The following is a 14,377-nucleotide window of genomic DNA, read 5'->3' as shown; positions in this document are numbered from 1 at the left end:
CATTTTTGATTTTGTTCAATTGATTGTCTTATATTTGGGAGCATCATATTAAAAGTTATAGACAAAAATGCCCAACATTAATAATTTCAGAGCTTTCTTAACTAAACAACAAAAAGACGAGCCTACCTTCTCATTGAGCGGAATAGAAGAAAAACTTGAATTGCCCGACTTATTGCTACAACACTTTGTAAAAGGCAGAAAAGACCTGGGCGAACATACTGATAAAGTAATTGAATTCTTCGCGTCAATCGGTTATGACGATAATGCAGAATATTAATTATTAATAATAATTTTGTCCCACTAACTACTTCTATCCGGGCGCTCTATTGTTTTTCTGAACTGAAGAGGCGTTATACCTTCATATTTCTTAAAAACCCTGCTGAAATAAGACTGATCAAGCAACCCGACCTCGGCGGCAATCTCACTGATTGAAAGACCACTCTGGTATAAAAGCACTTTTGCTTCCAGCACAATGGCCTCATCTATCCATCGGGTAGGAGTTTTACCTGTTGCCATTTTTACTGATTTATTAAGGTGATTGGCCGTTATGTTTAATAACTCAGCATACTCGCTTACCAGATGCTTGTTTTTCAGGTGTGTAAAAAGCAATTCTCTGAATTGGTTGGCTATTAGCCGGGCTTTTGTTTGTGGCTCCTGATTATTAATGCCATATTCGGTTTTTAACTCTTGCAATAAAGCAAGCAGGTATGCCTGAATGATGCTTCTGCTCTGTAGCCCGTCTTTCTGGTACCCCTTAAGAAGCCTGCCCAGTAAATTGTTTACAAAAACGGAAGTTTCAGCATTCAGGCTTATTTTCGGATTGCTCCATACCGTAAGAAACTCAAATTCACGGAGCGACGCACTTTTATAGACACTGCCTGCAAAGATGTCTTGATTAAAATTAACCAGATACCCCTGGTTAATATCTATTTTATCAAATGAAAAAACCTGCCCTGCGGCTACTATCAGGCACTGGTCTTTTACAATTTTATAAGTCTCGCTTCCAATACGCATAACTGCCTCCCCTTCCGTCAGATATATGAAGGTGTGGTTCTCCACCCTGCCGGGAGGAACCGGAAGCCTCATTAGCCTTATTAGTTCTTCCACACGCACAATAAAAAACTTCTCAGAGCCTGCCATTAGCATTGACCCCAGTTGCTCATTATTCATCATGAAGTTTCTATTGTAAAGCTCGGCGCTGAAAGACTTTATCTGACGGTTTAAGGCCAATTTGCTATGGTTTAATTGTTTTTAATTATTCTGAAATAGTTTTTTATCGGCCCAGAAAGTACCAAATGGAATAACAGAAGCCAGCAAAGCAAGCCCCATTTTACTGAGGCTCCAGTTTTGTTCTATTTTTATCTGAACAACCGCAAGTACATATAGTATAAACAAAACGCCATGCGCCATGCCAAAGACCCGGTTGGGTTCAGGATTTTGTAATAGGTATTTCAAAGGCATGGTGATAAACAATATCACTAGAAAAGACACCCCTTCAATAAATGCCAGTACTCTTAACCTGCCCAAAGATGTTTTAAAAAATTTAAACATTAGTAATCAATTTAAAGGTTTCTGAACAGTGGCCTGAACCACGGAATAGCCGACAGAATAAGAATCAAGGCAAATGAAAACCAAATGGCAATGGTTTTAAACTTCTGGCTGTCTGAAACCGCTCTCTTTGACAACGCACTGCCTATAGTTGCTACTACTATTGAAGTAATCATCAATGCCAGATGATACATACCAAAGAAACGGATTTCGCCATTGCCGCCAGCACCATTTTTTATAAAAAAACCAGTTATTGGGCTAAGCGCAAAGTAAAGCACTAATCCGATTATTAACTGTGTATGGCAAATAGTATTAACCGCAATGCGTAAAAGCTTATCTGTTTTACTATAGGTGCGTGCCGTTATAAGCCCATGAATACTGCTGCCAATAGCCATTAGAAGACTGATTAAAACCAACCAGCGGAAAAAAGAATGAAAAAATACAGTGTAGGTATACATAAAAAGATTTTAATGAAGCACAAAATTAGCCATGCCTCATCCTGCTCTGTTAGGATAACCCACACTAAAAAAAGGATTTTTCAATCATTTTAACAACTCTAAATATTAGCGCGTATGCCATTTACAGTGAGTCGCGGTGCATCCATTCAAGCACATCTCCGTCTTCAGGGTCATTCGCTACATCAATACACAAAAAGTTATTGCGTTCAAGTACCCGGCAGGAGAATTTATTTTCCGGTAAAGTTCTGGCTGTAATTTTCACAGATGCATCTGTTCTTGTTGACAACTCAACCAGTAATCTGCAAATTTCGGTTCCTACCCCCCTGTTCCGGTACCCATCCATGGTACCATAAGCAATTTCAATTGTGCCATTAATTGGCTTGCCTTTAATGGCGGCGCTCCCTATTATATTTCCGTCTTCCATAACAAAATAGCATATCCAGGGTGGGTGGTACCCAACTTTCTCATAAAACTCAACGCTCATTTCAACAATTTCTGTGCATTCGTCATCTATTTTAAATTCTTCATTTTCATACATGTACTCTCTTATAGGCACCAATTCCATAACAATATCCGGGTTTATTTTTTATTGGTATAACAGGCAAACTGTTTAATTTTCTGAATGCTATAACTCCTCACAAATTTTAATAATCTGCCAATGGGTTATGCAATCAAAAATTTGGCAAAACGTAGCCGCTTACTTCAAATCGCATTATTTCGTTTATTTTATTCTATAAAAAATACAATATATTTTTTTATTTCTTAATTTTCTACCTTGTTTTGTTTCCCTGATATATCTCCCGACTTTGCTGTACCCTAGAAGCAACAGATTAAGTTCTAATTAATAATTTATGAAATGTAATTTCTTGTGGTTTTGCTGCTTCCTTGTGATAAAATCTTTAACTGGTACCGGGCAAATTCGTAAACCATCATTTAAGCATATATCTACTGATGAGGGCTTGTCGCAGGGTCATATCAGCGCAATACTAAAAGATAAAAAGGGTTTCATGTGGTTTGCCACAGACGAAGGTCTGAACAAATATGACGGCTACCGCTTCATCGTTTACAAGCATTCGTCTGAAGACAGCCTCAGCCTCAATGATAATTATCTCTTTGACCTCCTGGAAGACCACCAAGGAACAATCTGGGTAGCCACCTCGGCAGGTCTTGATAGATTCAACCGCAAAAAAGAGAATTTTTCACATTTCTTCAATCAGAATACACGAGTAAATTCAAAAGATATTTTTCAGGACAGCAAAAAAAGAATCTGGCTCGGCACCGCTGACGGGCTATTTCTTATTAATGCTACAGACGGCACCTACAAACAATTTAAACATGACCCCGCCAATAAAAACAGCCTGACAGATGACCTGATATACAAAATCGAAGAAGACAAGGATGGCTGGCTATGGCTGGCTACTCGTAACGGACTGGACAGGTTTAACCCTGAAACCCACAGATTTGAGCATTTCTTTAACGACCCCAAGCAGATTAACAGCATTGCGGGCAACCATGTCAGAACTATTTTTAAAGACTCAAAAAATAACTTATGGATAGGTACACTGGGGAATGGTGTTACCCGGTATAACCTGACATATCGAACGTTTGAACACTTTAAATATAATGCCAAAAACCCGAAAGGCATTGCCCATAACGACATCATGTCTTTTATGGAAGACGAAAAAGGGAATATCTGGATTGGTACTGAAAACCGGGGAATAAGTATCTGGGATATTCGTACAAAAGAATTTGAAACCTTTACCTACCAGCCCGATGACCCTAAAACCATTAGTAATAACTCGGTTTACTGTATGTACACCGACGACCAGGGGAACATCTGGGTAGGGACTTTTTCAGGGGGAGTTAATTTTTCTCCAAAATTTGACAGAAAATTTAAGCTTTACCGACAAGGTACGGCCAAAAAAGGGCTACAACAAAATAGTGTGCTTGCCATTACCGGCGACAATAAGGGTAATGTTTGGCTGGGAACCGACGGTGGCGGACTAAGTTATTTTAACAAAGAAAATGAAACATTTACTACTTACAGAAAACAGCCCGGCAACCCCGCCAGTATTAACTCCGACCACGTTGTATCTGTTTTAGAGTTAAATCAGAATCAGCTTGCCATTGGCTTGTACGTGGGCGGCCTGGATATTCTGGATAAAAAAACCGGTAAATTTAAACACCACATGCCAGACCCTAAAAACCCTGGTAGCCTGTCATCAGAAAGCGTCTTCAGCATGATTAAAGCCAAAGACGGGGGTATCTGGCTTGGTACACTTGCCGGGGGGTTTAGTTACTATGACCCCAAAAAAGACACTTTCACCAATTATAAGCATGACCCCAAAAACCGGAATACCGTTGCCAGCGAGTACGTAAAAGCATTATATGAAGACAACACGGGTACATTATGGGTGGGTACTGAAAACGGGCTTGATGCATTTAATTTAAAAACAAAAACATTTACGCATTATACCCACAAAAACACCGATACAACCACCGTAGCTAATAACAATATAAATACAATAGTTGAGGCCGATAAAGACCATATCTGGATTGGGACCGTAGACGGACTTAGCCTATTTGATAAAAAAACAGGCAGATTTAAAACATACCGAGAAAAAGACGGGCTGTCTAATGGCTCAGTCAATGCCATCTTAAAAGAAAAAAATGGCGTTTTATGGATTAGTACCAACCGAGGAATCACCAAGTTTAATCCTGCCACAAAAACCCGCAGGCATTATGGAATATCAGATGGCCTGCAGGGCAACGAGTTTAAGCTGCGCTCGGCCTATCAGACTGCCGACGGCGAAATGTTCTTTGGCGGCCCCGATGGGCTTAACACTTTTTACCCGGATAGCCTGAAAGACAACCCATTTATTCCGCCTGTTCATATAACCAATTTCCTGATTTTCAACAAATCGGTACCCATAAGCAAGGAAAGCGGTTCTCCTTTGAAACAATCCATTAGCGAAGCCAAAAAAATTGTACTTAGCTATGAGCAATCGGTAATTACTTTTGAGTTCTCTGCCTTAAACTATATCTTACCTGAGCAAAACCAGTATGCTTATAAACTGGAGGGATTCGACAAGAACTGGAATTACATCGGAAACAGACGACTGGCCACTTATACCAATCTTGACGCCGGCACTTATACTTTCAGAGTAAAAGCCTCTAATAACGACGGCATCTGGAATGAAGAAGGTACTTCTATCATTATCAGGGTCCTCCCCCCCTTCTGGGAAACCTGGTGGTTCAGGGGATTACTTGCCCTGATTATTGCGGGTGTGGCATACATAAGTTATAAATACAGGGTTAACCACATTCAGAAACAGAATGCCTTTCTGGAAGAACAGGTAGAAATGAGAACTGCCGAACTGAAAAAATTAACAGAAAAAGAACTGAAAGCCAGACAGGAAGCTGAAAAAGCCAACCTTGCTAAAAGTACTTTTCTGGCCACTATGAGCCATGAAATAAGAACCCCTCTCAATGGCATTATTGGCATGGCATCTTTGCTGGATGAAACAGAGCTGAACGAAGAACAAAGAAACTATACCGATACAATTCAGATTTGTGGCGATGGCCTGTTAACGGTTATAAATGACATCCTTGATTTCTCAAAGATTGAGTCCGGCAATATGGAGCTTGAATGCAAAGACTTTGATTTAAGGCACAGCATTGAAGAAGTGCTTGACATATTTGCCGAGCGGGTTGCCAAATCTAATGTTGATTTACTGTACCAGATTGACCTGGATGTGCCCACACAATTAATTGGTGATAATCTGAGGCTAAGGCAGATACTGCTTAATATTATTGGCAACGCCATTAAGTTTACGCATCAGGGAGAAATATTTTTACGAGTGTATCTGATTCATAAACAGAACAGTCATGTTGAGCTGGGCTTTCAGATCAAAGACACCGGCATTGGTATTCCTGCCGACAAAGTTGACCGACTATTTAAGGCCTTTTCGCAGGTTGACTCATCAACTACCAGAAAATATGGCGGTACCGGCCTTGGCCTGGCCATTAGCGAAAAACTGATAAACCTGATGGGTGGCACCATTCAAGTGCAAAGCGAAATAGACAAAGGCACCCAATTTACCTTTACTATTAAAGCCGAAATAAGCACAGTGAAGATATCAACCTTGCCCCTTAACCTGGATATACTGAAAGGTAAAAGGATTTTAATTGTAGACGATAACCAGACCAACCTAAACATTTTAAAGGCACAGCTTGAGTATTGGCACATGCTTCCTACTCTTGCTTCTTCTGCCCATGAAGCCTTAAGCCTGATAAATGGCCATGATAATTTCGATATTGTTATTACTGATATGCAAATGCCAGATACAGATGGCATACAGCTTGCCCTTCAGATAAAACAGAAAGCGCCCAAAATACCAATCATGTTACTGAGCTCTATTTCAGACACATTCTATAAAGAGTATCCTGATTTATTTTGCTCGGTTATGATAAAACCCGCCAAAATTCATGTGCTTTGCCGGAATATATATAATCAGATTTTGTCTAAGGATTTTCCTGCCGGTAATGAAAAAACACAGGGTGCACCTTCACAAAAGTTGTCGGCAGATTTTGCCACAAAATATCCGATGAATATTCTGGTGACTGAAGACTACATCATGAACCAGAAACTTGCCTTAAAAATTCTGAGTAAACTGGGCTATGAAGCCGACCTTGCAGAAAACGGCATTGAAGCGCTCGAAGCCATAGCCAACAAACACTTTGACCTGATTCTGATGGATGTGCAAATGCCGGGTATGGATGGATTAACCGCTACCAGACGCATAAGAGAGCAATCCGTTCATCAACCCGTTATAATTGCCATGACAGCCAACGCCCTTCAGGAAAGCCGCGAAGAATGCATCAAAGCCGGCATGGACGACTACATAAGTAAACCTATTAATCTTGAATTTTTGGTATCGGTGCTTGAAAAGTGGGGGAAACTGATTTTAACCAGACAGTAACATGAATAACTCTGTTAAGGTTGAACATCCTACTGCGATTTGCTTTTGATGTACCAGTTATCGTAATGGTGATTATTCTAGGAAGCCTCAGTCGTGAAGAGTCGGGGATTCAAAGCATTTGAGTGCCCTCTGATTTAAAAGTAAACATCTGCATACCTGTTGAACAAGTATTAATGCCCTCCTTGGTTATATTCTGATATTCCATGATACATCAACTTGGGATATTTGCCTTCTTTTTATGCCTAGATATAAGCAACTTCAGTTTTTTTGCCCGTACAGATAAACAAGCTGAAGCGTTGTTTGATAAGTACCTGTGAGGTCTTATATAAATGAATGAATGAAGATGCAGATTGGTATTTTAAAATAGCGCTTCAAACAAAATAATGTATTTACGCATTCGCCCAATCTGATTGAGAACGTATTAACTAAAAGACATAAAAAAAGGCGGATGAACCGCCCTTGTATCAGTGATGTCCTTCGTCGGCATGAGAGCGGTTATAACCATTAGCAAACGTAATGCCCACAACCAACAGCCCAAGTATAAAGACAAACAAATCGCCAAAAACCCAAAGGATAGTCATAATTAGTATAAAAAGCACTAACATAAACCAGCTTGGAAGCGGTTGAGGAGCAGATGATTTTGCCATAATTTATCTTGATACGTTAATTTCCGGCTGCAATTTATGACATAAGAATCATAATTGAAAATATTACTTTATTTTCTCATAAAAAAACAGATTGCCGTCGGCCAGCCTGGCTCCTACCGGAGCGCTCTGGTACAAAACCAGGTATCTGGGTGTTTCGGTAAACCACAGGTAAGAATACGTTTTAGTGTTTTCAAAAACTATCATATCGCGTTTGATACTTGCGTTTTCGTCAACACGCATACTCACGGTTGACCTCTCTACCACTTTGCCATCTTTAGTACGGGTAAAAAACTGTTTTGATGCGTTAAATTCAAGAACTTCTTCATATTCCGGCACTTTTTCAGATGGGCTGCCCGGCGCCGGAAAACCTACTCCAATCTTTACCAGTTTCCATCTACCGTCTATTTCATTCAATTGTGGGTCAGGTATGGTAGTCTCGCATGATTTGACAAACAAAATGCTGAGAATGTGTATTAACAAGGTTTTCATAGTTATACAGTTTTTCGTTTCGATACCCTTTAGCTAAAAAAGGTTGGAATCTAAAAATCAAATTCCATAATATCGGGGTCATTCAATAAGCTTTTAATTATCTGCTCATGGTTTTTCTCTGACCCCCTGACCGTCCAGGTACCGCTGATACGGTCATTAGTTTTGGTCTGCATGTTTCTTTCTGCCTCCAGATTAAACTTTTCAAATAAATGCTCGTAATGCCTGAGCGTTCCGTTGGTGTACTTGCAAACAATTCTGTAGGTACGTATCAGGTTCCTTCGTTTAATTCTCACCTGCAAAGGCACCAATACATATAAAGTAAAAATAACAAGCAACATGGCAAAAAAGCCTGTTTCGTACAGGTCTTTGCCTACGCCTACGCACAGGCCCAATGCTGCCGTAACCCAGGCCGTAGCAGCAGTAGTAATGCCCGTAATGCGCCCGCTTGAGTTATCTCTGAATATAATTCCTCCCCCCACAAACCCAATGCCGGTTACAATATTGGCTGCAATGCGGGATGGGTCTGAACCCAATTTGATAGACACCAGGGTAAAAAGTGTAGAGCCAACGCAAATAAGAATCATGGTTCTTAACCCGGCCGATTTACTATGATATTCCCTTTCAAAACCAATAATCGCGCCCGTACCTGCCGAAATCAAAAGTTTAAAGATATCTTCGGTTACAAATTCTAAATCCATAAAAACAAAAGTAGTTTTTCAAAAAACAAATCACAATCATAATTAACACATAAAACTTCAACAAATACAGGCTCAAAAGTAATATTTTAGTGTTTGCCGCAAAACTTAACACATTTTTTTTGTTTTTTTTGATTGCTTTGGTTGTATTTGTAAATTAATTAAACAATCTCATAAAATTATTATGAAAACTGATCTTAAACAGAAGGTTTCTGAAATCTCAACTGCGCTTGCCAATATTATCAGCGGAGATTCTGCCAGCAAAAAAATCAAAAAAGCCATTGATAAGACTGCAAAAAAACTAGCGAAAAAAATTGCTAAAGTAAATAAAGAGGCAGAAAAAGAGAAAAAGAAAGAAGAGAAAAAGGCTGCTAAAAATGCCGTGGTAAAAGTAAAAAAAGAGAAGAAAAAAGACAAAAAGCCAGTACCTGCAACCGCAAAAGCGAATGCCCCTAAAGCTTCAGTTGCGCCGGCTCCGGTTGTTCCGAAAGTAGCCGTGCCCGAAGCAGCAGCAGCCAAACCAAAAGCCGTAGCTCCTGCTAAACCTAAAGAAGAATCTAAATAATTTAAATATAGATTATTTACGCTGTGACATGACATGCGCCAAGCCCGGGTGCAGATCTATACTGATTTGCACCATTTGCTTTCTTTTACTTTTCATGAACACCACATTGGCTCAGCAGACCAATGAATTGATTATTAGTGAAATAATGGCAGACCCTTCCCCTGCTAAGGGTCTGCCTGAAAAAGAGTATCTTGAACTTTATAACCGCTCAGGCAAAGCGCTTAACCTCAACCAGTTTGTATTAGGCTATAACAACAGTACTGTCAGTTTCCCTGATTTTATCATCCAACCCAAAGAATATGTAATTGTTACGCACCGAAACAATGTCTCGGAATTTCAGGCTATCGGAAGAACCGTAGGCCTGAGTAGCTTTTCATTACTGAATACAGGAACTACCTTAACACTAAAAACCAACAGTAACACAACAGTTTTTTCTGTTACTTATACCAGCAAATGGTATTCTACAGGTAAAACACAGGGATTCTCACTAGAGATGATTGATACAGAATTTGCCTGCGTAGAAACTGGAAACTGGGTTTCAAGCGAAGCCATTTTGCAAGGAACACCGGGCAAAGAAAATTCAGTTAAGGCTTCCCGCCCTGATTTAACGCCCCCTGTTTTGCAGCGCTATGAATATCTCAACAACCAGCAGATAAAGCTCGTTTTCAATGAAAAACTGGATAGCCTTTCTGCGGTTAGTCAATTAGCCTACACGGTAGATAAATCCGTTCAAATAAAGAGTATTGCCACTGAAAGCCCGGCAAATACTTCAGTAACACTAACTTTTCAGTCTGGTTTGCAAACTAAAACAAGTTATACGCTTACTGCCAGAAATATTGCAGACTGTTCTGGTAATGTACTGAAAGAGGCATCTTTGCAGGTAGGCATTGTAAGTGAGGCTGACTCTGGCGATGTGGTGTTGAATGAAATACTGTTTAACCCCGGTAGTGGAGGCGAAGACTTTGTTGAAATCTATAACAGGAGCAACAAATTTATTAGTCTGAAAGACTGGGCTTTGGCCAATGCAGACAATACAGGCACGGTGGCCAATATAAAGCCTATCAGTTTAACACATTATGTTTTGATGCCGGGTCAGTTTTTGGTTTTAACCCGCAATGCAAGTGTAATTAGCAGTCAATATTACAAAACAGTAGCAAGCCATATACTGGAGATGGAAAGCCTGCCCGCATTTGCTAATGAAAAAGGCACGGTTATTTTGCTGAATCAATTCAGAAAAGTACTCGACCGGTTCGATTACTCAGAAACAATGCATCATGGGCTGATTGACAATAAAGCGGGCGTATCGCTTGAGAAGTCAGATTATAACCTACCTTCCTCGTTGCCATCTAACTGGCATTCGGCAGCGGCCTCTGATGGCTACGCCACGCCCGGTTATGCCAATTCTCAATATAAAAGCGCTGCTGAAAGCAATACATTTATGATTGAACCTGAGATTTTCACCCCTGACGGAGACGGCTCTGATGATGTTGCTCAGTTAAAATTTCAGCTTACTCAAACCGGGTTTGTAGCCAACTTATATGTATTTGATGCAAACGGACGAATGCTGAAACAACTGGCACAAAACCAGATTCTGGGGGTAAATGACCAGATTGTCTGGGACGGAAAAAGTTACAATAATGAGCTTGCGCCAGTAGGATATTATATTATTCTGGCCGAACTTTTTAACACGAATGGCGATAAACTGGAGTTTAAAGCAAAAGTGGTATTGGGAGCCAAATATTGAGTTGGCGAGTGCAATAAAACCACCATTCTTATGTTTATGCTGTGGGAGTCTGATAAAACTGTCACGGTTTTTTTTGCTTTCTGTTAGACATCATACTCTCTCGGTAAAGTTTCTGCTCTTCTCTTTCCAGATGCAATCCATAGGCAGACACACACCCCATGGCTATAAATTGTGTAACTATAAATAATACAACTATCATGGCTTTAAATGTTTATGTATTAAAATAAAAAACATTTGCCAAAGCGGGTTTTAACAGATTTGAAGCAGTTTTGTGGAGTGTATTCTACAAAAAACACACCATTCCACATCTGAGTCTTTATCTATTCAGCATTTTTCTCTTAAATTGCAGGTATGGCCTTATCTGTTGACAATTTGATTTACCCTTTATGAAAAACTTCTGTTTCGTTACGCTATTCCTTGCTTTTGCTATGCAGTCTGCTGCACAATCAGAGCAATTGAAAAACGCTATTCTGGCAAGACTAAACCCGGTTGAGGGAGAATTTGCTTTGGCATTTAAAGACCTGCAAACCGGGCAAACAGTGTTCATAAACGAGAAAGAGAGTTTTCATGCAGCAAGTACCATGAAAACCCCGGTTATGATTGAAGTATTTAAGCAGGCCAAAGCCGGAAAATTTAAGTTGACAGACTCTATTCTGGTTAAAAATGAATTTAACAGTATTGTAGATGGCAGCCCGTTTAAACTGGATTTAAGTGACGACAGCGCCGATGAAATGTACAAGAAAACAGGGCAGCAAATGACTATCTACGACCTCACCTACCAGATGATTATTGTAAGCAGTAACCTGGCTACCAATATTCTCATTGATTTGGTGGGGGCTAAAAATGCCAATGCGACCATGCGTACGCTTGGGGCTAATGATATACAGGTGCTACGCGGGGTAGAAGACAGCAAAGCCTTTCAATCAGGAATGAACAATACCGTAACTGCTTATGACCTGATGCTTATTTTTGAGAAACTGGCACAGGGAGAGGTAGTAAGCAGGAAAGACTCTGAGGCCATGATAAAAATACTACTCGACCAGAAATTCAACGAGATTATACCTGCCAGATTACCCGCCACTGTAAAAGTAGCCCACAAAACTGGTTCTATTACAGGGGTACAAAATGACTCCGGAATTATATATTTGCCAGACGGACGTAAATACGTACTGGTTATACTATCAAGAAAACTAACGGATGCTAAAAAAGGTGTTGAAGCGCTGGCCGATGTATCTGGAATGATATATGACAGTCTTCAACACTAGATTCAGCTTTCTTTAGCCAGAAACTCCCTGATGCGGTGGGTTTTGTCTTTGCCAATCAGTTTTATCAGCTCTTCGTCTGGGGCGCTCTTGATGTTTGATATGGTCTTGAACTGTTTCAGCACCTTGGTGGCCGTAAGTTTTCCAATACCCGGAGCACTTTCTAAACTACTAATCAGGAAGCTCTGACTACGTCGGTCGCGGTGATGGGTAATACCAAAACGGTGAGCTTCGTCCCGACAGCGCTGAATGAGTTTCAGCGACTCAGACTTCTTGTCAATATAAAGCGGAAGCGTATCTTCCGGAAAATAAATTTCTTCCAGTCGCTTGGCAATCCCGATAATCGGAATCTCGCCATACAGGCTCAATTCTTTCAGGGCTTCGCAGGCAGCAGACAATTGTCCTTTTCCTCCGTCAATAATAATCAAATCAGGCAAATCCGTTTTTTCTTCCAATAACCTTGTATACCGCCGTGTTACCACCTCTTTCATAGTGGCAAAGTCATTCGGGCCTTCTACTGTTTTGGGTATATAATGCCTGTATTCTTTGGGGGCGGGTTGTCCGTTTATAAAACAAACCATTGCCGAAACCGGGTTGGTACCCTGTATATTTGAGTTGTCGAAACACTCTATATGGCGTGGCAGGTTCTTTAACTGTAAATCCTGTTTCAGTTTTACCAGCACTCGGTCTCGCTTATTGGTAGCGCCACTGGCTGCAATGGCTTCTCTTTCAGCTTTCTCTTTTCTGAAATACACCACGTTTTTTAACGACATATCCAGCAGCTTGCGTTTATCACCAATCTGAGGTACCGCAATATCTGCCTTCATATCAATACTTACCGGTATGTTGGTAATAATCTCTTTTGTGGTGCTTTCATATTGCTGGCGCAGCTCAACAATAAACATAACCAGTATTTCTTCATCAGTCTCTTCCAGTTTTTTCTTTACATCAAGTGTCTGGGTAAGAATAATGGTACCATTTACCACTTTCAGATAATTGATGTAGGCGGTGGTTTCGTCAGAAGTAATACTGAACACATCTACGTCTTTAATAGACGGATTAACAACGGTTGCCTTGCTTTGGTAACTCTGAAGAAAATCGAGTTTCAGTTTTAGCTGGTGCGCTTCTTCAAATGCCAGCTTACGCGCGGCCTCCTGCATGCGCTGTTCAAAGTACTGCCTGGCAGGCGCCAGATTCCCCTTCAAAATATGATGCACCTGTTCAATCTCTTTCAGGTAGTCAGCCTCGGTTTGCAGGTTTTCACAAGGGCCTTTACAATTACCGATATGATACTCAAGGCACACTTTAAACTTTTTGGCATCTATGTTGTCTTGCGAAAGGTTAAGGTTACAGGTTCTGATGGTATATAGCTGGCTGAACATCTCAAGCAGGGCGTGCATAGCTTTTGAGTTCACAAACGGGCCATAGAGTTTCCCGCGCGACCTGTCTTCCATGCGACGTGTCGTAATTACCCTTGGGAAACGCTCATTGGTAACACAAACGTAAGGATACATCTTGTCGTCTCTCAACAAAATATTGTATCTCGGCTGATATTGCTTTATGAGTGTATTTTCAAGCAGGAGTGCGTCAAACTCTGTAGGCACAATAGTAAATTCCAGCTTTCTTATGCTTACTACCAATCTGCGGGTTTTGCGGTCGTGCCTGTTAAAATTTGCAAAATAACTGGTTACTCTGTTTTTAAGATTTTTGGCCTTACCTACGTAAATAACCTCGCCGTTGTCGTCAAAATAACGATACACCCCCGGTTCTTCGGGTACCTTAACCAACTCTGATTTATAATCAAAACTAATCTCCGACATAAAAAAAATGTTCTCTCTGATAACCAATAACACTACCCAATCTTAATCTGTTCAACACTTACCCAATCAGGCTTTATAAAAGTTTCTAATTTATAACATTTATTCCGGATTAAGACAGCATACTGAGCAGAACCCCGGCTTTTGTGCATTTAAGGACCCGCCTGAAT

The 14,377-nt window shown here is 40.4% G+C and carries 14 protein-coding genes; 5 read left to right on the top strand and 9 right to left on the bottom strand.

All coding sequences use genetic code 11. From position 1 onward, the window contains the following. Window positions 1–67 precede the first annotated feature (67 nt). Window positions 68–277 (top strand): hypothetical protein, encoded by a 210-nt coding sequence (locus tag NZ848_RS03415; RefSeq protein ID WP_101725415.1) that lies wholly within the window; start codon window positions 68–70, stop codon window positions 275–277. Between the two features lie 23 nt (window positions 278–300). On the opposite strand, the gene NZ848_RS03410 is transcribed toward NZ848_RS03415, so the two are convergent. The 4 genes from NZ848_RS03410 to NZ848_RS03395 form a co-directional block, all read right to left on the bottom strand. Continuing rightward, on the bottom strand, window positions 301–1,230 hold the full coding sequence (locus NZ848_RS03410; RefSeq protein ID WP_259014358.1) for an AraC family transcriptional regulator: 930 nt from the start codon (window positions 1,228–1,230) through the stop codon (window positions 301–303). Window positions 1,231–1,251: 21 nt separating this feature from the next. Beyond that, entirely contained in the window at window positions 1,252–1,551 is a 300-nt protein-coding gene (locus NZ848_RS03405; protein ID WP_253533883.1) for a DUF3817 domain-containing protein, read from the bottom strand. 11 nt (window positions 1,552–1,562) lie between these two features. Next, complete coding sequence (locus NZ848_RS03400; protein WP_259014357.1) at window positions 1,563–2,006, bottom strand: hypothetical protein; 444 nt, start codon at window positions 2,004–2,006, stop codon at window positions 1,563–1,565. A gap of 121 nt (window positions 2,007–2,127) precedes the next feature. Further along, entirely contained in the window at window positions 2,128–2,571 is a 444-nt protein-coding gene (locus NZ848_RS03395) for a GNAT family N-acetyltransferase (RefSeq protein WP_253533881.1), read from the bottom strand. Window positions 2,572–2,893: 322 nt separating this feature from the next. Here NZ848_RS03395 and NZ848_RS03390 point away from each other — a divergent pair, with 322 nt between their 5' ends. Then, the gene (locus NZ848_RS03390; protein ID WP_259014356.1) at window positions 2,894–6,988 is read left to right on the top strand and encodes a hybrid sensor histidine kinase/response regulator; all 4,095 of its coding nucleotides are present in this window, start codon (window positions 2,894–2,896) and stop codon (window positions 6,986–6,988) included. 464 nt (window positions 6,989–7,452) lie between these two features. On the opposite strand, the gene NZ848_RS03385 is transcribed toward NZ848_RS03390, so the two are convergent. From NZ848_RS03385 to NZ848_RS03375, 3 genes are all read right to left on the bottom strand, one after another. Further along, window positions 7,453–7,635: a hypothetical protein gene (locus NZ848_RS03385; protein ID WP_101725422.1), complete on the bottom strand. Its 183-nt coding sequence runs from the start codon at window positions 7,633–7,635 to the stop codon at window positions 7,453–7,455. 63 nt (window positions 7,636–7,698) lie between these two features. Continuing rightward, window positions 7,699–8,124 carry a hypothetical protein gene (locus NZ848_RS03380; RefSeq protein WP_259014355.1) on the bottom strand — a complete coding sequence of 142 codons (426 nt, stop codon included), beginning with the start codon at window positions 8,122–8,124 and terminating at the stop codon, window positions 7,699–7,701. 50 nt (window positions 8,125–8,174) lie between these two features. Beyond that, complete coding sequence (locus NZ848_RS03375) at window positions 8,175–8,822, bottom strand: MgtC/SapB family protein (protein WP_259014354.1); 648 nt, start codon at window positions 8,820–8,822, stop codon at window positions 8,175–8,177. A gap of 181 nt (window positions 8,823–9,003) precedes the next feature. On the opposite strand from NZ848_RS03375, the gene NZ848_RS03370 reads away from it, so the two are divergent. Both NZ848_RS03370 and NZ848_RS03365 read left to right on the top strand, forming a co-directional pair. Continuing rightward, entirely contained in the window at window positions 9,004–9,384 is a 381-nt protein-coding gene (locus NZ848_RS03370) for a hypothetical protein (RefSeq protein WP_259014353.1), read from the top strand. A gap of 94 nt (window positions 9,385–9,478) precedes the next feature. Beyond that, window positions 9,479–11,128: a lamin tail domain-containing protein gene (locus NZ848_RS03365; protein ID WP_259014352.1), complete on the top strand. Its 1,650-nt coding sequence runs from the start codon at window positions 9,479–9,481 to the stop codon at window positions 11,126–11,128. A gap of 61 nt (window positions 11,129–11,189) precedes the next feature. Here the strand turns inward: NZ848_RS03365 and NZ848_RS03360 are convergent, their stop codons facing one another. Continuing rightward, window positions 11,190–11,327, bottom strand: a complete 138-nt coding sequence (locus NZ848_RS03360) for a hypothetical protein (RefSeq protein ID WP_259014351.1) — start codon at window positions 11,325–11,327, stop codon at window positions 11,190–11,192. A gap of 187 nt (window positions 11,328–11,514) precedes the next feature. Between NZ848_RS03360 and NZ848_RS03355 the strand changes: the two genes are divergently transcribed. Continuing rightward, window positions 11,515–12,393, top strand: coding sequence for a serine hydrolase (locus NZ848_RS03355; RefSeq protein ID WP_253533874.1), 879 nt, complete (start codon window positions 11,515–11,517; stop codon window positions 12,391–12,393). A 2-nt stretch (window positions 12,394–12,395) separates the two neighbouring features. Here the strand turns inward: NZ848_RS03355 and uvrC are convergent, their stop codons facing one another. Next, a complete protein-coding gene (uvrC, locus tag NZ848_RS03350) occupies window positions 12,396–14,210 on the bottom strand; it encodes an excinuclease ABC subunit UvrC (protein ID WP_259014350.1) in 1,815 nt (604 codons plus the stop codon). Window positions 14,211–14,377: the final 167 nt, after the last annotated feature.

The organism is Emticicia fluvialis, assembly GCF_024793945.1.
Lineage (GTDB): Bacteria > Bacteroidota > Bacteroidia > Cytophagales > Spirosomataceae > Emticicia > Emticicia fluvialis.
Note: the sequence above shows the minus strand (reverse complement) of the source record. Positions and strands in the feature narration are given on the sequence as shown.